We start from the raw sequence: 20,464 nt of genomic DNA, 5'->3' as shown, positions 1-20,464 counted from the left end.
AATATTAGTTAGCACCCTATGTTTTCTTTACATAGATTTTTTAGCTTAATAGTGGATATTTAAGCCCAGCAAACAGCTCCAATAATAATTAGAAGGATAAACAATACGACGATAAGCGCGAAACCGCCGCCATAACCGAATCCTCCTCCATATCCATAACCGCAGCCACCATATCCACCGTAGCCACCGTATCCGTATCCCCAACGACCAAACATAAAGATCCTCCTTTCAGAAAGGTTTACTTATAATTAGTAAACGTAAGCTGCTCCTACGATAATCAGAAGGATAAACAATACGACAATTAGTGCAAAACCTGCACCGTAACCTGCACCATCCACAATATCACCCCCATGGCTTATTCCTTAATAAACTATGTATGTTTCACGATTCTGGATTGGACTTCTCACATAAAAATTTTTTGCGAAAAGAAAATTAGTGATTACGACTAAGAAGAATTCCTTTTTAGGTATGATTCTTCACAAAAAAATAAAGAGATGGTTTTAACCTTCATTGTAGGATAACCCGTTTGGGGAAATTTTCGGCTTTTCACTAAAATGAAACACTTTATGCATTGTTAAGATAACGTCAATCACCCTCTATCATTAATCTCTGATAATCTTCAGGTGTATCGATGTCTTTAGGATATGGATATTCACTAAGACAATGAGATAAAAAACGGCGATTATTCCTGATTATGTCTTTCCCTCCTTTATCTCCATTGATGGATGCTAACTCACGAAAAAAATGTGAGCTGAAGAGAGTAGGATGACCAACAAAACCGTCGCGGTATTTCATTTGAATGATGCTCTTTTCCTTTTTAGTTAAAAACTTCTGGAGAAAGGATTCACAAATATTTTGTATATCATCTGAATGCAGTTTCGGCTGATCACCAAGCAGGATAAGTGCTGCTTGGGCATCTGGAGGAAGGGAACGAATAGCCAAAGACAGGCTATACCCCATCCCGAGCTCAGGGTAGTGATTGTTGATTGGATCGCATGGAAAAGTGGAAACAATTCTTTTTAGTGGTACATTACTATCGGGGACAACGACTTTAACTCCTTCAAAAGGGAACAGAAAGGTGTTGGAAAGAATGTGTTCGATAATGCTAATTCCTTTCCAAGGTAGCAATAGCTTAGGTGTCCCCATCCTAGTAGACTGTCCACTTGCTAAGATTACTGCAAATATTCCTGTCATTGTACTTAAAATCCCCCCTAAACATAGTCATTTCTGTGGATCGAAAAGAAAAGTCAATTATTTTTTTATGTGTTGTATTTGCTGTATATTTCATCTTTCAATAATGCATTATTTAGTCTAAAAAATTCATTTTCATTACTTTATTAAATATATCCACCAATGATAATTAGATATTCCAAATTGGCAACATGTTCCCACTGCCGTTCAATAATAATAACTTTTAGCTTCTTAAGTTTTCGAGGTCATTGTTTTGCATTTACTATGATAAAATAGCAATAAGGTTTGGAATTGAAATATTCGAAAAATTATATAACCTGTTTATTTGGGAGTGAGGAGAAATGGTTAATTGGTACCAGGAAGTACAAGACAGAAAAGAGAAATTAGTGGAGGACTTATTTGGATTATTACAAATAGAAAGTGTGAAGGACCTAAGTACGAAAACAGAAGTTCGTCCAATGGGAGAAGAAATAGGAAAAGCATTAGATTATATGTTGCAACTATCAGCTGAAGCTGGATTTAAAACGAAGAATTTAGCTGGATATGCTGGATATGCTGAACATGGGGAACATTTAAGTGATGACTATGTGGGGATTTTATGCCATGTAGATGTAGTGCCTGCTACGGGAAACTGGACTAGTCCGCCATTTGAACCGACTATTCGCGATGGAAAAATATTTGCTCGCGGCTCTATTGATGATAAAGGTCCGACCATGGCTGCCTATTATGGATTGAAGATTGTAAAAGAGCTGGGACTCCCAATGAAACGAAATGTCCGTATTATATTTGGTACAGATGAAGAAAGTGGAATGAGCTGTATGAGACATTATCAAGAGGTAGAAAAATTGCCGGTGATTGGTTTTGCTCCGGATGCCGATTTTCCAATCATTAATGCGGAGAAAGGGCAAATGAGTATAAAAATAACCCTAAACAAAACGAAAAATGAAAAGCAGTACAATTTAAATCTTGTCTCGTTTTCCGCAGGAAGCAGAATAAATATGGTTCCTGAACAAGCGACGGCTGTATTATATGGGGATAACAGTGAAGTCCTTGAAAAATTTGAGGAATACTGTCAAGAAAATCAATATCATTATAGTATGGAAGTTTTAACAAATACCGTAAAACTTACCTTATTTGGTATATCAGCACATGCAATGGAACCTTTTGCCGGTCGAAATGCGGGAACAGCCCTTGGCGAATTTTTAAACCAATTCAAGCTTCAGTCTGAAGTTCAGCCATTTGTATCGCTTCTATCACAATTACATAACGACTATTACGGTGAGAAATTTGGAATAACATTTTCTGATGATGTAACAGGACCACTTACGGTTAACCCTGGTATTATTCAATATGATCAAGAAGGGAAAGGTTCGATTTTTCTTAATATGCGCTGTCCAGTAACATTAGATTTTGCTCAAACGAAAGAGAGAATTGTGAATGCAGTAGAAGAAAAGGGATTCAGCGTAGCAGAATGTCGTGAATCTGCGCCGCATTTTGTAGATTCCAATCATCCAATGATTAAGGCTTTACAAAAAGTTTATCAAGAGGAAACGAATCAAGAGCCAACACTTTTATCTACAGGCGGAGCAACCTATGCACGCTTTATGGAAAAGGGTGTAGCATTTGGAGCATGCTTCCCGGGGAAAGAATACAGAGCCCATCAGCAGGATGAATATATAGAGGTAGAAGATTTATTAAAAGCAACCGCGATTTATGCAAGAGCGATATACGAATTAGCAAATTTAGATTCGTAAAAAGTAATAGAGGGTGAACAAAAAAGTTTGTTCACCCTCTGCTATTTAATAACCTTTCTCATAATCAACAACATTAATAGTCGGCTTATCTTCTTCTATATATTTCTTTAAATTTGGAAGGAAAATTTCCTCTATTACTCTCCTATCATAACTCTCGGTTGATCCGGAGGTATGCGGTGTAATGATGACATTTTCTAACTCCCAGAGTGGACTGTCCTGAGATAATGGTTCTTTCTCAAATACATCTAATCCGGCACCAGCAATTTTTTCCTCTCTTAAAGCATCTATTAGATCCTGCTCGGCAACTGTATCCCCGCGGCCAATATTGATGAAAAAGGCAGATGGCTTCATCAGTGAGAACTGTTCTTTACCGAACATGTGGTAAGTTTCTTTTGTGGATGGCAGTGTCACCACAACATAATCACATTGGGGAAGAATATCATTTAACTGAGAAGCGGTATACATCTCATCTACATATTCCTCCGGTTTTCCTGAAAAACGCACCCCAATGACCTTCATTCCGAATGCTTTGGCAAGTTTTGCTGTTTCTTTTCCAATGGCACCGACACCAATAATTCCTACTGTTTTCTCATGCATTTCAAGACTTAAATTTGCATGATGCCAAACTTTATTTACTTGATTCCTTACATATGTATGTACTTTTCGGGTTAACCCAAGCATCAGTGCAAAAATGGTTTCTGAAATTGGGTAGGCATGCACCCCGCTAGCAGTCGTAATCATCATTTGCTTAGCAGCCATTTTTTCCAAAGGAAAGCTGTTAACTCCGGCGCTCCAGCTTTGGACCCAACGTAAATTTGAATCTTGCTCAATGCAATACTCTTTTATTTCCTTTTTCCATCCTGCAATAATCTCTGCATCTTGGAGATGGTCCAACCATACGGAAGAATCCTTTCCGATGATAACCTCCCAATCTGGGATTATTTCATTGATTTTATCCATATACTTCCTGTCGATATTTTGCGTGATGACTAGTTTTTTCTTATACATTAAATCATCCCTTTTAGAAATTTTAGTTAACTTTGGATATTCCTATTTTAACAGAGATTTGGAGCGATGGTAACTTTATAGAGGGGAATACACATTAAAAGAAAAACCAAAGCACCTTATTAGGATGCTTTGGTTCTATTTAACTATCCTTATTTTTACTTTTTTATTTCCCCATTTATAGCATTGTTTAAGCGTTGGATAAAATACATCGATTTTATTGCCTTTCACAGAGCTTCCTTTATCTGCTGCAATAGCATATCCATAACCTTCGACATATACCTTTGATCCGAGCGGGATTACCCTTGGATCTACGGAAATGACTTTCGAATTAGGATGTTTTTTTAGGTTGATGCCAGTAGCTGTGATGCCTCTGCATCCTTTGCAGCTGATCGTATATGCTGTAGCTGTTACCGTAAGTTCTTTTACTGTTTTGCTTTTTGCAGTTGCTTTTTTAGTCTTAACAGCAGATGCTTTTACAGGTGCAGCAACGTTTAATTTTTGATTAATATGTATCGTGTTAGTAGAGAGATGATTCCATTGTTTTAATTGTGTAATGGAAACTTTATATTTTTTGCTTATTTTATATAAACTATCGCCTTTTTTAACTGTGTATGTATTGGAGGCTGCAAATGCGCCGTTTGATAATCCAAACGTTATTATAAGCAACGTACTGAAAGTAAGAATTAATTTCTTCAAGTTCTTTGCTCCTTTAGGTTTGTCGTAAGAAAATAATACCATTGGAATGTGACAATTATATTTCAGCGGTGTACTAATTCTGTTACAGGATGTTAAAAATCATGGAAAGGATATAAAAATTAGTCCATTAATTTCCAAAAAGTACTTTTCAACCAGCAGTAGAAAGAAAATTCAACTAATAATTGATAGTCGATTTACACTTGCTATGCTATTCTTTGGGTACAATGCGCATTGAAAAATTATTTGCTTGGAGATGGGAACATGTTAAACAGTCAATTGATAGGATCGTATATTTCGAGATTACGAAAAGAAAAGGATTTCACCCAAATGGATTTAGCCAATTCTTTGAATGTAAGTCATCAGGCTGTTTCAAAATGGGAAAGAGGAGAGTCGTTGCCAGACTTAGGAACACTTGTGGAATTAGCATCAATGTTTGAAATTACGGTTGATAATCTTTTAAGCGGCGGAAAAAAGGATGCGGAGGAGGCAAAAAAAGAACCGTTTATCAAAAATATTATAGAGGGGCATCCTAAACATGCTGCTCACTTTATGAATACTAGGACGATTCATATTAACGAACTTGTCGATATGGCCCCTCTGATGAAGGCAAGTTCACTCGAAGAATTGACATCGAACGTGGATGAAGATGTGTTTTCCATTCAACACTTGGTTGAATTGGCTCCATTTCTAACAGAAGCAAATTTAAATGAATTAATAAAAAAACTAAATCCAAATGGCCTTTCGATTTCAGAGCTATCTCATTTTGCCCCATTTATTAGTAATGAATTGCTAGTAGAATTAGCTAATATTACTGAAATAACCGATTTTAAGGAATTGGTTCATTTGGCCCCGTTCCTTGATGAAGAGATTATTTCATTATTAGAGCGTGTCCCCAATGAAAAAATTGATTGGAACGATATTGTGCATCTAGCTCCATATTTAGAAAGAGATGCAATTATCCGACTTGTTACTAAAAAATCGGAGGGCAAACTTACAGTCAAACAAATTTCGATGATTGCCCCATTTTTGGACGGAGATATGCGTACTCTTCTAGATTATTTATCTTTAGAAGAACTGGAAGTTAATGATATTACCGATCTGCTGCCTTTTTTAGAAAAAGATAGCAGAGTAGATTTAGTTAAAAGGGTTACCAAAGTAAATTTAACGGTGAATCAAATTGCAACAATTGCCCCATTTTTAGAAGAGGATGAATTAGAACAAATGCTAGGAGAAGAGAATCTAAAAATTACTCCCAAAAACTTAGCGGCTTTAGCCCCATTTCTTACGCAAAAAGCATTAGTGAGACTAGTTGAAAACTTTTCGAGGAACTATGAATCTAAATGAATATTTCCATTCGAATTATGATTGGTCGTTGCGGTTTTAAAATTCATATTAATGTTTCCCTATAATGAAACAAAAAAGACTCCGACACCGGAGTCTTTTGTCACTATTGCTTTTGAACATTTGTTGCTTGTGGTCCGCGGGCACCTTGCTCAATTTCAAATGTAACAGTCTGCCCTTCTTCAAGAGTCTTGAAGCCTTCCCCTTGAATTGCTGAAAAATGAACAAATACATCATCTTGTCCTTCGACTTCAATGAATCCAAAGCCTTTTTCTGCATTGAACCACTTAACTTTACCTGTAACCATTCAATTACCTCCAACACGGATATTTCCAATATGTATTTCCATTCATAGTATTTCAAGATAGAACGTGTTTTTATACAGTCTTTTTTGAAAATGTGGAACACGAAGGGTAAATATCCATTTTTAAAATATATTTTTCACCCTATAGTTTTTACCGAATCAACAAGAAACTATACATTAAAATTTATAAAAAATGGGGGAAATTTTTATAACATAAACGTCTGTCCTGTACGTAAAAACTTCTTCAACATACGCTATTGTAGTGATAAGTTTAAAAAACTTTCATGTTATAGATAATAATAAGGAGATGATTTATGTGGGATACACAGCATTAGAGGTCCAAGATGCTGTACGGGAAGGTGAAAAAAGAGGACTAAGCCACTTTTTTTATCAAGAACCAAGGGCTCAAGGTTCTAGAAGACGTAGGTCAAGTAGTAGTGAAGTGCGTCAATCAAGAAGGAGTGCAAGTAGTAGATCAAGAAGGAGTGCAAGTAGCAGATCACGTCGCAGTGTAAGCAGAAGTGCAAGCAGAAGTGCAAGTCGTCGTTCCCGTCGTCGTTCACAAAGACGTTCGAGAAATCGTTCACGTCTATTGATAGTGTTTAGATCGTTGAGAAGTAACTCTAGACGACGTATGAGCTCACGTTCGCGAAGACGCTCGAGGAGAAGTCGTTCCCGTCGTCGTTCGGAAAGTCGTTCCCGTCGTCGTTCGCAAAATCGTTCGCAAAGACGTTCGAACCGGAGTTTTAACCGCCGTTCAAGCAGCAGCTTTAGCCAACGATCAGGACGCGGTTCAAGACGCAGTAGACGCAGTTCAAATAGAGGTTTCTAACTTTTGCACAAGTCTTCAATTTAACGAATGCCACCTCAAAAACATATATTCCATTTATAAATGCTTATCGTAATTCCCTAATGAAGAGTGAAATTTACTCATAAGACATTATCTGGTTGCATCTGTTCGTTTGATTATTCATTATATTCAACTATTTACCTTAATGTGCTTTTTACAGTTATTGATTTATAGGAATCCTGACATGTATGGTACAGGAGTAAATCCACTTGAAAGCAGTAAAACTATTGAAAAAACAGTAAAACGATTAAAGATGTGGTTTAGTAATGGTCATACCTCAAGCTAATCGAGCAGTCACTGAAAAAGGGATAAAATCGAATCAAATGAAAATATTTTTGATAGAAATTTAATGGAGAAACCCGTCACTATAGTATGGCGGGTTTCTCCATTAAATTAGCTTCATCCCAAAGTGACCTTTTCAGCAATCGTTAAGATTATAGTTTGTCTAAGAATCTGACTAATCTGTCGAGTTCACTGTCGAGTTCTTTGACAATTTCTCTGTCGTGATCTCTTCTGCGATCTTTGTTACGACTTCTATCACCTTCTCTTGCTAACCCATTAAACGTAATTGGGCCGACTACACTTGCTTCTGAATCACTAGTTATATTTTCAGCAGTTACCTTATAAGTATGTGATCCATCTCTCACATTCCTATCAATACATTGAATCTTTGCAATATAGTTTTTATCTGATGCTGGATCAGGTTCTACTATCTTTTCGGTAGTATAAATTTCTACACCATCACGATAGATTTTAAATAAAATTTTCGATGTACCACTTACCCCTTGTACACCTACTTTTGCAGTTAGCTTTACATGATTTTCATATGCATGCGTCGTTGGAATAGTTATATCTATAGTTGCTAATATTAATTTTCTCGGTGAATGGGGGATAGTATTTGATCTCATTTTATTAAACTTAGGAACTGGCTCTATAGCTTGATAATCAATATCTCGAACCATAATCTTCTTCACTCCTTATCTTTTGATAAAATACAATAAAAACACTTTAGTTTAGGTATTCTCACCATTATCCTACGTAGTATTAGATAAATGGATATGGAGCAAAAGTTTATATTTGTGAAAATAGGCATGTGACCAAAGGATAAACTCAGTAAAATACACAAAACAATGATTCTGATGATTGGAATTAGAGGAATTTACAAAAATATTAGACATTTCGTTGAAAGTATAATACAATTAATTTTACGTTTTCAAAAAGTGCAAGTTATTTAAGTCATGAATTTTCAACTGAATTCATGGCCTTTTTGCGTCTGTATTTACATTAGAGAGGGGGCCTCAGGTAGTGCAAAATATCCAGCATCCTGATTATCAAGAAGAGCTTGAACGTTTGGAGTTTACTAAAAAGTATATGGAAATTGTGATCAAAGCATCTGAATCGACAGAGGAAAACTTCAGGGAGAATCTCAAGAGTTCCCTTGAAGGAATCGATTTAAAGGACAGTAGTTTAAGTTACATGAGTATGCTGACCAACTCAAACCTTTTAAGAAGAACGGAAGAGGAAGTGAAAAGATTAAAAAAGTTTGAGAACAAACCTTATTTTGCGAAGATTAATTTTCTACGGGAAGAAACTAATCAAGAAGAAATCCTCTATATCGGTAAAGTTTCTCTCTTTGATAAGGAAACACAAATGCCGATCATTGTGGATTGGCGCTCGCCAGTTGCTAATCTTTATTATGACGGTCGTTTAGGAGAGGTTTCTTATGAAGCAGAAGGCGAAGAATATGAGGGGTTTTTATCACAAAAACGGCAATTTATCATTGAAAATGGAGAGCTTACGGATATTCGTGATATTGATTTAACCACCAATGACGAACTTCTGCAGATGTCCCTGGCAAATAGCTCAAGCAACCGGCTTACAGAAATAGTTTCCACCATCCAAGAGGAGCAAAATAATGTCATCCGAGCTGATCTGAATAAACCAATCATCGTTCAAGGTGCAGCAGGAAGCGGAAAAACAACCATCGCTTTACACAGATTATCTTATTTCATTTACACCTATGCTGAACACTTTACTCCAAATCAGTTAATGATCTTAGCCCCAAACCGATTGTTTATCGATTATATATCGGAAGTACTTCCCGAACTGGGAGTCGAAAATATTCATCAAACCACCTTCGTTGATTATGTATTAAAATGCATCGGCAAAAAGATAAAATTAAAACACCCAGATGAGAAATTACTGAAATTTATGAACCGTGAGATCCAGGAACCTGAATTAACAAGATGGATTTCGGCATTTAAAGGATCTTTGCAATTTAGGGATATTATCAATCAATACTTACAAGATATTTTAAAAACCTTATTGCCAAAAGAGGACTTCTATGTTTCGAAATTTAGACTTTACAGTGCAAAAAAATTACGAAAGCTGATTACTTATGAATATGAATACCTTCCATATTATCAACGAATAGAGAAAATTAAACGCGTTCTGCAAAACCATGTTAGAACAGAAAAAAAGACAATGATTGAAAAAATCACAAATTTTTATGATGAAAAATTAGAAAGAGCATTATACAGCAAAGCGGATCCTGAGAATCGGCGCAAATATGTCTCCATGGCATTGGATAAAAAGGATTATGCTTTAAAAGAAATAAATAAAGAAGTCAGAACAGCAGTAAATACTTATATGAAGCAAATACCAAAACATGATTTGTTTCATTATTATAAAGAACTTGTCACCAACAAAGAGCTCTTTTCAAAATATGCGCCAGATTTAACTGAGCAGCAAATAGAATTCTTCTGCAACTATCAGTTTTTGTTATATACAGAAAAAAGCTTTGAAATAGAAGATTTATCCGCACTGCTTTATTTGCAAGGAAAATTATTTGGAATAGATAAAATGCTGCGCGTGAAGAATGTTGTCATTGATGAAGCCCAAGATTACAGCTACTTTCAGCTTTTTGCGTTAAAAAGCGTACTGGAAACAGATATGTTCACGATAGTGGGTGATCTGGCTCAAGGTATTCATTCTTACAGGGGAATCAATGACTGGAGCATTGTATATAAAGAAATCTTTCCACGTGCCAGCTACAAGACATTGCAAAAAAGCTACCGTACCACCATTGAAATTATGAATGCGGCCAATGAAATCTTAAAGCTATTGCAATTAAATCTTCCAACGGTAGAACCGGTTGTTCGCCATAGCCAAAAACCAACATTTATAGAAACAACTACGGAAAAAGCAACGATTGAAAAAATTTGCAGTGAAATTGAAAGAATGTATTCTGAAGGGATAAAGACGGTAGCCGTTATTGGCAAAACAAATACTGAGTGCAAAAAATTGGCGAAGCTTTTCGGAAAATATTCTACATTGCCTATTCAGTTTTTACAGGAAAATGAGGAAATAAATAAAGATGAAGTGGTAATCGTCAGCTCCCATTTATCAAAAGGGCTTGAATTTGATGCTGTGATTGTATGTACATTGGATGAAACATTCGAGGCAAATGAAATTGATATTAAGCTTTTGTATGTATCCATGACAAGACCTTTGCACCGTTTGATGCTATTTGGAAAAGATAAATCATGCTTTTTACTTGATCAAATAGAAGATGCATCTCTTTTTGGAGAACTTGTCTCATAAAATGGAAAGGAGCCAAAGCCTTATATTAAGGAACGGCTCCTATTTTTTATGTAAAAAATTCCATGAATTTGTATGGATTGCAGGATATCTATCACATTTTGTCGTATTTTATGCAGTAAAAAATCACGGAAGTAGGGTACTAATGATCCTTGAAAAAATCCTTTTGCATCTGCTAATCATTTTAATTCCCGTTCATATATATACCCTTTTTTTTGAAAATAGAAAGATTGGAAAATCTCCTTATTTATTTGGAGTGATAAATGGAATTACTGCCATTGTAACCATGTCTTTTTCTTTCAACGCATTCGGCATGGTGTGGGATTTAAGGTATGCTCCTCTAGTAATAGCATTTTTATACGAAGGTCCGATATCAGGATCAATTGTTATGATCATTATTGCACTGAAAAGAACAATTACAGGCGGAGATGGTCTAATCGTAGCCTATTTGTGTTTGATGTTTACTGTGATTTTGCCATTGTACATGCATAAAAACTACTGGAATATAAGTAAAACAAATCGGATCAGAAAGGCATTAATTGTGGGAATATGGACAGCTCTTGCCCAGGTAATAATTACATATGGCTACTTTTTAATTAATGGTTACCCGAATCATACGAATAAAGAGCTATTTCTTTTCGTTGTTTTATATGGAGTTGTACAGATAATAGGTACTGCAGCGTCTTCCACCCTTCATGAACGAATGATTGAGAAACAATTATTGCAAAAGGAAATGTCAAAAGCGGAAAAATTGCATACTATTGGGGAACTGGCGGCATCTATTGCCCATGAGATCAGAAATCCTTTAACAGTGGTGAAGGGCTTCCTGCAACTGATGAAAAAGCAGGAAAAAGGAACAAATCTCCAATATTTAACCCTTGTCTTGAGTGAGCTGGACAGGGCTGAGGTTATCATTAGTGATTATTTGAATTTCGCTAAGCCTCGGCTAGAAAAAGTAGAAAAAATTAAACTCGGTGATTTCATTTCAGGTATTATCACTTTAATTCAATCCTTAGCTGTTGCAAAAGGTGTTATTTTAGACGACAAAGTGGATGAAAATCCTCCTATTATTACAGATAAAGATCAGCTTAAGCAGGCAATAGTGAATTTTATTAAAAATGCTATTGAGGCTACACCGCAGGGAGGAACGGTTTCTGTGAACCTAAAGCGGATAAATAACTTTGTTTATATTGTAATATCTGATACAGGAAAAGGAATGACAAACGAACAACTTTCCAGAATGGGGACTATATTTTACACAACGAAGGAAAAGGGAACCGGCCTTGGTACAGCTGTCTCAATTAGAATCATTGAAACAATGAACGGAAAAGTCACATATGAGAGTGAATTAAATGTTGGAACAAAGGTTACGATTCAGTTACCGATAGTAGAAGACGAAATTGGTTTATGATAAAAAAATGATGGATTAACCTGAATGAATTTTGATATTCCCCCAAAATGAAAGAGGAGACAGCACGGCTCCTCTTCAAAAAATAAATTAATCTTTTTTTACTAAAGTAAGTGACCACATATTTCCATCTTTCCACACTCTGTTTGTTGTTCTATACTGGGAAGTCCTGCGCCCGGAAGTGCGACGCCGGGAAGTCCTGCGCCTGGAAGTTCGACGTCGCGAAGTACGGCGACGTGTCCATCGAGAAGTCCAACGAGAAGTACGGCGACGGGATCTGCCCGTATTACGCCGCGAAGTACGACGAGATGTCCAACGACTAGTACGGCGCCTAGAACTTCTGCGACGAGATGTCCGAGATCTGCGCCCTGAGCTTGGATCTTGCAGCATAAAATCAATTAAGCCAGAGATATTGCCATTTTCAACAGCACGTCGAATATCTCTAGAAGAATAATTACTCATGGTTAACCTCCTTTAAGCATTGAAAGATTTGAATCTTTTTTATGAGATAAGAAAATATATGATTTTCAACTCATAAGTTTTTAACAGGTCTATGCATTGTCTAGCTACAAGTGAAATTGGCACTTCAAATTTCACCAGCGCCTATCGGCTAGCGGATTTCTCCGTCTTCTCCCTACGATAAGTCAACATCGGCTCCTGAGGTACCTCGCCGTGTTTCCTATATCTCGAGCTTGAGATTACGAAATCCGTACGCCGTTGGGCAAGGCGCTTGCGCTTTTCTAATGCTAGAAAGATTCCCATATATCTTTCATTGCTATATGGTACGTGTATCCTACAAAAATGTATGAGACATTCGTGTATATTTCGAAAAAAAAATAGATAAATGATTCATGTGTCAATGCCTGCTTTTTTTTCATAACAATAAATAAGAAAAGCGTAAGCTCCTTGCCCATAGACGTATGGACTGTAGGGGCTTCGACTGAGATAAAGGAAACACAGTGAGGTAGTTCACGAACTGGTGAAATTAGCACTTCAAATTTCACTTGATGTTGACTTATCGTAGGGAGGAGCCCCGGAAGTCCACTAGTCTATAGGAGCTGAAGCTAGACAATAAGAAAAGCAAAAGCTTAGAAAAGGCAGGTGTTCATTTATGGCAAAACACGAACAAATGATCAATTATCATTTATATGTTCATCCTTTAGACTTGAGGGAGTTGAAAAAGGATATTTGGAATGATGAACCTGTTCCGGGGAAGCTGACCATTAATCAAAAAAAATTCGATATTGATGTTGTATACAGGGGTTCCCATATTCGGAAGCTTGAAAAAAAGTCCTATAATATCTCTTTTTATAAACCTAGTAATTATAAAGGGAAAAAAGAAATTCATCTAAATGCGGAATATAAGGATCCTTCTATGATAAGAAATAAACTTTCCCTCGATTTTTTCGCAGATATAGGCGTTCTATCTCCCGAGTCCCAATATATTTTTCTCCAATTAAATGGTCGACAAGAAGGAATTTATCTGGAATTAGAATCCGTAGATGAACATTTTTTGAAGAGGAGAAGCCTCCCTGACGGGTCGATTTTTTATGCAGTAGATGGAGATGCAAATTTTTCACTCATAAGTGAACTAGATGATGAAACAAAAAAATCATTATTATTAGGGTATGAGAAGAAATACGGAAAAGATAGTGATGATCATTATCTTCAAGAACTTATATTTATCATTAACACTTTATTAAAGGGTGAGTTTGAGAAGGAAATCGTTCATCATTTGGATGTTGAAAAATATTTAAGATGGCTGGCTGGCGTTGTTCTTACTCAAAATTATGATGGTTTTGTTCATAACTATGCATTGTATCGAAATGGAGACACGGGATTGTTTGAAATTATTCCATGGGATTATGATGCAACATGGGGAAGGGATGTAAACGGGAAATATATGCAGGAAGATTATGTTCGAATTGAAGGATTTAATACATTAACAGCTCGGTTATTAGATGTGGATTCTTTTAGAAAAAAATATCAAGGTTTGTTGATGGAATTTTTATCGAATCAGTTTACTGTGGAGTATATGAAGCCAAAAGTCGAGCAGTTATTTAACTTACTTCACCCCTATATTTTAATGGATCCGTATAAAAAAGATCAAGTTGAAAAGTTTAAAGAGGAACCAAATCTTATACTCCAGTTTATCGAATTAAGAAACGATTATTTAAGATCAAAAATAAATAAACTTGACTGATAAATGATAGAAAAGTATTTCATTTACCTTCCATATTATTGCTTACACTATAAGTGAGTCAACATTCCATATAGGCTAAAGTTGAATTTATTATAAATAGTTATTTATCCCGTTTCAAGATTTTAATAGACACGTATATATACAGTATGAATAACCCTAATGGATAAATGACAAGGAGGATAAAAATGGAGAGTGGCAATATGAATTACTCAAATCGGACTCAGCCTACCTTAAAAATACCCCACTCGTTATTAAGCAAAAATATAACCGTATATAGAGGCGGACCTGAATCTAAAACTGGAAAACTTATGGACGTAAAACCAGATTATCTTGTAATTTATGCTGATAATAAAATCATTTACTATCGATCGGAACACATCAAAAGCATTACAGAAGATTCCAAAACAAATGCAGTTCAAACGAACAATGCCCAGGAAGAGAATCCATTTTTCTATCAAGAAGATAACTTTTTAAGTTTATTAACTAATTTTTTGAATAAGAAAATTCAAATTGACCAAGGCGGTCCAGATTCAAAGCAAGGAAAGCTGTTAGAAGTAGGCAGTGACTACTTAGTTCTTAGTACGGATGATGACGGAATTGTGTATTATTACTTGCCTCACATTAAAAGTATTATGGAACTCGAAAGTAATGAAAATGATGGCGAGGAAGATTCTGTTGAATCTTCAACTTGGGTAATGGAAGAAAAAACAGAAGACCCGGTGATGACAAATTTTCTTAGAGGGTCAGATTTTAATCATCTTTGCTCACTGTTGACCCATAACTGGGTATCTATTAATCGGAAAGGTCCTGAAGCATTAGAAGGAATATTTGTTGATAATTCTGAAGGATTCTTTACCCTTGCGAATAATCAAGAACTATACCGTATAAATCCATTTCATGTAAGAAATATAAGTATCGGGCCTAAAGGAGCAATGAAACAGCAGCAAAATAATAATCAGCAAGAAGAGCAAACGGACAATATTATGGATGAATCAAGCAGTGAAAATTTTCCGGTTACCTCCTCCATTACAAGCGGGCAAAGAGAATCTAGTGGAATTTGGGGCGAGAGCGAAGATCGTGAATCGAGTGAAAATAGAAGCACAAGTAGAGGACGCCGTACCAGTAGACGCAGAAGCACAAGCAGCAGCAGTAACCGAACAAGTAGACGTAGACGCACAAGCAGCAGCAACCGAACAAGTAGACGCAGACGCACAAGCAGCAGCAACCGAACAAGTAGACGCAGACGCACAAGCAGCAGTAACCGAACAAGTAGACGCAGACGCACAAGTAGTAGTTACCGAACAAGTAGACGCAGACGCACAAGCAGCAGCAACCGAACAAATAGACGCAGACGTTCAAGCAGACGCCGTAATCGAAGAACAAGCAGCAGCTCCTCTAGAACAACAAGAAGACTTGAATCAATCGTCAGATCCGTTAGTTATGACTGGAGACCATTGTCATAATTATTACAGCGAAAATATTTTTACTATTTCATAAGATGGGTGCATTGTGAAAAGCTCTTTGCTCAGTAGCATGTCTTCAACGAGACAAAATGAAATGTACCCATTTTTATACGAATGCTAGCAGTTTTGAAAGGAGGTCTAGTTATTGAATGGGATAAACAGCTTTCTTGGTCAAGAAGTCGAGATTGAGATATCTGGGAAAACATTTATTTCTGGGATATTAATTGATGTAGGTTTAGACATCCTTGTGATATATGATGGAAAGCAATTTCTTTATATTCCTTTAATTCATATACATTGCATCAAAGAAAAAATAGAGAAAGAAGTTACAGAAGATCCTCCAGATACCCTGCTTATTTTTAATGAATCTGAGCCTATTTCCTATCGGAAAACATTAAACCATTCAAAAGGACAATTTCTTGAATTATTCATTACCGGAAACAGATCCATCCACGGATATATTACGAGTGTCTTAAATGACTATATCGTGTTTTACTCACCTGTATACAAAACAGTATTTATATCTATGCAGCATGTAAAGTGGTTTACTCCTTATTCCCATCAATTAACTCCATATACTTTAGAAAATAAGGATCTTCCTGTTGTTCCAACTAATTTTCCATTAGCACGTTCATTTGAAGAGCAATTAAAAAAATATGAGGGGAAATTACTCGTATTTGATTTAGGAGATAATCCAGATAAGATTGGTTTAGTGAAGCAAGTTTCTAATAATATTATTGAATTGATAACGGCAAATGGACAAAAAGTATTTTGGAAGTTCATTCATATTAAAACTGTTCATATTCCATAATTAAATAGAAAAAGACATATAAAGGAACCTTAGTTTTATTGAACTAAGGTTATTTGTATAAGGGTAAGAAAATATAAAATGTTTTAACTTACAAATTATTAACAAATTCAACCTTGTCTAGCGTAAGCAGATATCGGCTAGCGGATTTCTCCGCCTCCTCCCTACGATAAGTCAACATCAGTTGAAAATGGGAATGCTTATTTTCACTTGTTCGTGAACTGCCTCACTATGTTTCCTTGATCCCGAGGTGAGCGACTACGAAATCCGTACGCTAGAGCTGCGGCGCTTGCGCTTTTCTTATCCGAAACATGAAGTTATGAAAGATTATAGTACTCTTTAAACCATTTAACGAAATTTCTTATCCCATCCTCAATATTTGTTTTGGGTCGATAGTCAATGAACTTTACTATATCCTCAATATCAGCAAAAGTTTCTTGAACATCTCCTGGTTGAATCGGAAGGAAATTTTTATTCGCCCTCATACCGAGTTGGTCCTCTAGTACTTGGATAAAATCATGCAGCTTAACAGGTTGATGGTTCCCGATATTATAAATTTTATATGGTGGTGATAAGTCGATAGGGAGACCTTTCTCTAATAAGCGAAATATCGATTCTATTATGTCATCAATATAGGTGAAATCTCTTTTCATATTTCCGTAGTTAAATAAATTTAATGGCTCCTGTTTGATAATAGCATTAGAAAAGATAAAATAGGCCATATCAGGCCGTCCCCACGGACCATAAACAGTGAAGAACCTTAGTCCGGTGGTCGGAAGTTTATACAGGTGACTGTACGTATATGCCATTAGTTCATTTGCTTTTTTCGTAGCAGCATACAAGCTAATGGGCTGATCAACCCGATCACTAACGGAAAATGGAACTTGCTTGTTATTTCCATAAACGGAACTGGACGATGCGTAAATTAAATGCTTGATTTGATGTTCTTTACAACATTCTAATATATTTGCAAACCCAACAAGATTGGATTGAATATAGGCGTGAGGATTTTCTAAACTGTACCTGACACCGGCCTGGGCGGCCAAATGAACAACTTTCTCTATTTCGTACTGCTTAAAAAGACTGCTTAATAATTCCATATTTTCGATGGAGCCTTTAATAAAAATAAAATTCTTTGATTTTTTCAATATTTCAAGACGGTCATATTTTAAGGTTTGATCATAGTAATCATTTAAGTTATCAATACCTAAAATGCTATATCCTTCGTCTAATAGGCGCATCGATAAATGAAACCCGATAAAACCTGCACATCCAGTTACGAATATATATTTATCATTTTGCTGCACCTTAAAGAACTCCTTTATTCATGTAATTAATACTGGCAGGAAGTACTGCTCATGATTAAAAATTGCCTACCCCAAAATAGCGGTATCCCAATTCCACCATTTTTGAAGGAGACAGGGTATTTCTTCCGTCAAATAGAAGGGGATTGGATAATAAAGATTTTGCATGTTTCCAATCAATTTCTAGGATTTCTTTCCATTCTGTTAAAATCAAAACAGCATCTGCGCCTTCCAGAGCTTCAAGAGGGGTCAGCGTATATTTGACAGTCGGATAAATTTTTTTAACATGTTCGGATCCTTGGGGATCATAGGCGGCAATGGTAGCTTTATTATTTAGGAGGTAATCGATTACTCTTAGAGAGGGTGCTTCGCGAATATCATCTGTTTGTGGCTTAAAGGTAAGGCCAAGAACAGCAATACGTTTTTTGGTTAAACTGCCTAATACTTGTTTCACTTTTTCCATAAACCAATCTGACTGCGTTTGATTCACATAAGAAACAGCTTCAAGAATTGGCATTGGAATGTCCACTTGGGAGGCTAACGCTAATAATGCTTTAATATCTTTCGGAAAACATGATCCACCGTAGCCGATACCAGCCTGAAGAAAATCAGAACCTATTCGTTTATCCATCCCCATCCCTATTGCAACTTGTTTAATATTTACACCTTTTCCTTCGCACAGTCTTGCCAACTCATTTATAAAAGATATTTTTGTAGCTAAAAATGCATTAGAGGCGTATTTTATCATTTCTGCTTCTTTTATCGTTGTATAAAGAATGGATGTGTCTACATCCTTATATAATTCTTTCATAATATTCCGTGCTTTCTCTGACTCACAACCAATTACAACCCTATCGGGATATAAGGCATCATGTAATGCTTTCCCTTCCCTTAAAAATTCCGGATTTGAAACTATGTCGAATGATATGGAGATATTTCTTTTGCTCAATTCCTTCATCATGATGTCATTCAATTTATCCCCAGTGCCTACAGGAACAGTGCTTTTGATGACAATAACCTTGTAATTATCCATGAATCTCGCTATTTGGCTAACTACTTCTTCTACATAAGTTAAATCGGCTTTTCCGTCTTCTGATGGCGGAGTGCCAACCGTGACGAATAATATGTCACATTGTTTTATAAAGTCCTCTATATTACTAGTAAAGGAAAGTCTCCCCTCTAATAAATACTCATGGAGAAGTTCCTCTAGTCCTTCCTCATAGAAAGGAAGCCTGGATTGATTAAGTTTATGAATCTTTTCTTGATTCGTATCCACAACAGTAACGGGATAGCCATATTTCGCCAAAACAATACTTGTTGTCGTTCCAACATAACCTGCTCCAATTACTCCTATTTTCATATTTTTCACCTCTATTCTGCTTTTGAAATGGTCTTACTTGCATGGTTAAACATTATTGACCAACAATTTACACTGGCTAAAATAGTAGAACCATTATCTATTCTCTTCTCGCTCAATGACCTCGTATAAATACTGTAATACATCTTCTTTTAACTCTTGTCTTTGGAGCGCAAAATCAATCGTCGCTCTAATAAAGCCTGCTTTATCCCCAATATCATAACGTTTCCCTTGAAAGTGATACGCTAAAACTGCTTGAGACCTGTTCAAGATATTGATAGCATCCGTCAATTGAATTTCTCCGCCGGAGCTTGGTGGTAAGTCTTTTAATATATCAAAAATCTCTGGCCTTAAAATATATCTACCAAGAATAGCTAAACGTGAGGGGGCGTCTTCTTTTTTTGGTTTTTCGACCAATTCTTCAACATTAATTACATTTTCATTCATAACGCAGCCATTTGGTTTAACAATCCCATATTTCGAAACCTCTTCGTATGGCACCTCTTGAACGCCAACAATCGAAGAATGATAACGATTGAAGACATCCATCATTTGTTTCAAGCAGGGCTTTGTCGATTGGACAATATCATCGCCTAATAGAACGGCGAAAGGCTCTTGGCCAATAAAGCTTTTCGCGCAAAAAACGGCATTCCCCAGGCCTTTCGGTTCTTTTTGGCGAATATAATGGATATTTGCTAATTCTGATATAGATTGAACGCTTTGAAGAAGTCCAAATTTATTTTTCTTTAATAGGGTTTCTTCTAATTCATATGATTTATCAAAGTGATCCTCGATAGAACGTTTACTGCGGCCGCTTATGATTATGATATCCTCAATTCCAGATGCAACTGCTTCTTCAATGATGTATTGAATGGTTGGTTTATCCACAATCGGAAGCATTTCTTTTGGTAATGCCTTTGTTGCAGGGAGAAATCTCGTACCAAGTCCGGCAGCTGGGATTATTGCTTTACGAATCATTCTCTCTCCCTCCTTATGTCAAACTAACTTTTTAGTCGTTTATTCTTTCTATGATGAAAACACACATTGAGTATGTGGGAATGACCTAGAAAAGAAAAATTTATTTATTTTACTAGGTATTTGTGTTTAAAAAACAGCTATCATAATAGGGCATTAATCTGCTTCCTACATTTGCACATTTTATTAACCCATAAATGAG

General features: G+C 36.2%; 18 protein-coding genes. 8 read left to right on the top strand and 10 right to left on the bottom strand.

What is annotated here, in order from left to right; all coding sequences use genetic code 11:
• Positions 1 to 59 precede the first annotated feature (59 nt).
• The 3 genes from NSQ59_RS22720 to NSQ59_RS22710 form a co-directional block, all read right to left on the bottom strand.
• Positions 60 to 215 (bottom strand): YjcZ family sporulation protein, encoded by a 156-nt coding sequence (locus NSQ59_RS22720; protein WP_083489538.1) that lies wholly within the window; start codon positions 213 to 215, stop codon positions 60 to 62.
• A gap of 33 nt (positions 216 to 248) precedes the next feature.
• Positions 249 to 338 carry a YjcZ family sporulation protein gene (locus NSQ59_RS22715; protein ID WP_083489537.1) on the bottom strand — a complete coding sequence of 30 codons (90 nt, stop codon included), beginning with the start codon at positions 336 to 338 and terminating at the stop codon, positions 249 to 251.
• A 247-nt stretch (positions 339 to 585) separates the two neighbouring features.
• Positions 586 to 1,194, bottom strand: coding sequence for a nucleotidyltransferase family protein (locus tag NSQ59_RS22710; RefSeq protein ID WP_340832832.1), 609 nt, complete (start codon positions 1,192 to 1,194; stop codon positions 586 to 588).
• A 338-nt stretch (positions 1,195 to 1,532) separates the two neighbouring features.
• Between NSQ59_RS22710 and pepV the strand changes: the two genes are divergently transcribed.
• The gene (pepV, locus tag NSQ59_RS22705) at positions 1,533 to 2,945 is read left to right on the top strand and encodes a dipeptidase PepV (protein WP_340832831.1); all 1,413 of its coding nucleotides are present in this window, start codon (positions 1,533 to 1,535) and stop codon (positions 2,943 to 2,945) included.
• A 45-nt stretch (positions 2,946 to 2,990) separates the two neighbouring features.
• Here pepV and NSQ59_RS22700 read toward each other — a convergent pair whose 3' ends face one another.
• Both NSQ59_RS22700 and NSQ59_RS22695 read right to left on the bottom strand, forming a co-directional pair.
• Positions 2,991 to 3,953 (bottom strand): D-2-hydroxyacid dehydrogenase, encoded by a 963-nt coding sequence (locus tag NSQ59_RS22700; protein WP_055742295.1) that lies wholly within the window; start codon positions 3,951 to 3,953, stop codon positions 2,991 to 2,993.
• A 135-nt stretch (positions 3,954 to 4,088) separates the two neighbouring features.
• The gene (locus tag NSQ59_RS22695) at positions 4,089 to 4,649 is read right to left on the bottom strand and encodes a 3D domain-containing protein (RefSeq protein ID WP_055742294.1); all 561 of its coding nucleotides are present in this window, start codon (positions 4,647 to 4,649) and stop codon (positions 4,089 to 4,091) included.
• A gap of 261 nt (positions 4,650 to 4,910) precedes the next feature.
• Between NSQ59_RS22695 and NSQ59_RS22690 the strand changes: the two genes are divergently transcribed.
• Positions 4,911 to 5,993 carry a helix-turn-helix domain-containing protein gene (locus tag NSQ59_RS22690; RefSeq protein ID WP_340832830.1) on the top strand — a complete coding sequence of 361 codons (1,083 nt, stop codon included), beginning with the start codon at positions 4,911 to 4,913 and terminating at the stop codon, positions 5,991 to 5,993.
• Positions 5,994 to 6,096: 103 nt separating this feature from the next.
• On the opposite strand, the gene NSQ59_RS22685 is transcribed toward NSQ59_RS22690, so the two are convergent.
• Positions 6,097 to 6,297, bottom strand: a complete 201-nt coding sequence (locus NSQ59_RS22685; protein WP_055742292.1) for a cold-shock protein — start codon at positions 6,295 to 6,297, stop codon at positions 6,097 to 6,099.
• Between the two features lie 304 nt (positions 6,298 to 6,601).
• Here NSQ59_RS22685 and NSQ59_RS28025 point away from each other — a divergent pair, with 304 nt between their 5' ends.
• On the top strand, positions 6,602 to 7,126 hold the full coding sequence (locus NSQ59_RS28025) for a CotG/ExsB N-terminal domain-containing protein (RefSeq protein WP_437177125.1): 525 nt from the start codon (positions 6,602 to 6,604) through the stop codon (positions 7,124 to 7,126).
• A 452-nt stretch (positions 7,127 to 7,578) separates the two neighbouring features.
• Here the strand turns inward: NSQ59_RS28025 and NSQ59_RS22680 are convergent, their stop codons facing one another.
• On the bottom strand, positions 7,579 to 8,106 hold the full coding sequence (locus tag NSQ59_RS22680; protein ID WP_340832829.1) for an exosporium protein C: 528 nt from the start codon (positions 8,104 to 8,106) through the stop codon (positions 7,579 to 7,581).
• Positions 8,107 to 8,449: 343 nt separating this feature from the next.
• On the opposite strand from NSQ59_RS22680, the gene helD reads away from it, so the two are divergent.
• The 5 genes from helD (at position 8,450) to NSQ59_RS22655 (ending at position 16,629) form a co-directional block, all read left to right on the top strand.
• Positions 8,450 to 10,747, top strand: coding sequence for an RNA polymerase recycling motor HelD (gene helD, locus NSQ59_RS22675; protein WP_340832828.1), 2,298 nt, complete (start codon positions 8,450 to 8,452; stop codon positions 10,745 to 10,747).
• Between the two features lie 142 nt (positions 10,748 to 10,889).
• Entirely contained in the window at positions 10,890 to 12,155 is a 1,266-nt protein-coding gene (locus tag NSQ59_RS22670; RefSeq protein WP_340832827.1) for an ATP-binding protein, read from the top strand.
• Between the two features lie 1,108 nt (positions 12,156 to 13,263).
• On the top strand, positions 13,264 to 14,355 hold the full coding sequence (locus NSQ59_RS22665; protein WP_340832826.1) for a CotH kinase family protein: 1,092 nt from the start codon (positions 13,264 to 13,266) through the stop codon (positions 14,353 to 14,355).
• A gap of 987 nt (positions 14,356 to 15,342) precedes the next feature.
• A complete protein-coding gene (locus NSQ59_RS22660) occupies positions 15,343 to 15,852 on the top strand; it encodes a hypothetical protein (RefSeq protein ID WP_340832825.1) in 510 nt (169 codons plus the stop codon).
• Between the two features lie 111 nt (positions 15,853 to 15,963).
• Positions 15,964 to 16,629, top strand: coding sequence for a hypothetical protein (locus tag NSQ59_RS22655; RefSeq protein ID WP_055742287.1), 666 nt, complete (start codon positions 15,964 to 15,966; stop codon positions 16,627 to 16,629).
• Between the two features lie 314 nt (positions 16,630 to 16,943).
• Here the strand turns inward: NSQ59_RS22655 and NSQ59_RS22650 are convergent, their stop codons facing one another.
• The 3 genes from NSQ59_RS22650 to galU all read right to left on the bottom strand — a co-directional run bounded on the left by NSQ59_RS22650 (position 16,944) and on the right by galU (position 20,265).
• On the bottom strand, positions 16,944 to 17,933 hold the full coding sequence (locus NSQ59_RS22650) for an NAD-dependent epimerase (protein ID WP_055742286.1): 990 nt from the start codon (positions 17,931 to 17,933) through the stop codon (positions 16,944 to 16,946).
• A gap of 55 nt (positions 17,934 to 17,988) precedes the next feature.
• Complete coding sequence (locus NSQ59_RS22645) at positions 17,989 to 19,290, bottom strand: UDP-glucose dehydrogenase family protein (RefSeq protein WP_340832824.1); 1,302 nt, start codon at positions 19,288 to 19,290, stop codon at positions 17,989 to 17,991.
• A 93-nt stretch (positions 19,291 to 19,383) separates the two neighbouring features.
• Complete coding sequence (gene galU, locus NSQ59_RS22640; protein ID WP_055742284.1) at positions 19,384 to 20,265, bottom strand: UTP--glucose-1-phosphate uridylyltransferase GalU; 882 nt, start codon at positions 20,263 to 20,265, stop codon at positions 19,384 to 19,386.
• Positions 20,266 to 20,464: the final 199 nt, after the last annotated feature.

The sequence above is a fragment of the Margalitia sp. FSL K6-0131 genome, from assembly GCF_038008735.1.
In the GTDB taxonomy this organism is placed as follows: domain Bacteria; phylum Bacillota; class Bacilli; order Bacillales; family Bacillaceae_C; genus Margalitia; species Margalitia shackletonii.
The sequence above is the reverse complement of the archived record's forward strand: the minus strand, read 5'-3'. Positions and strand labels throughout refer to the sequence as shown.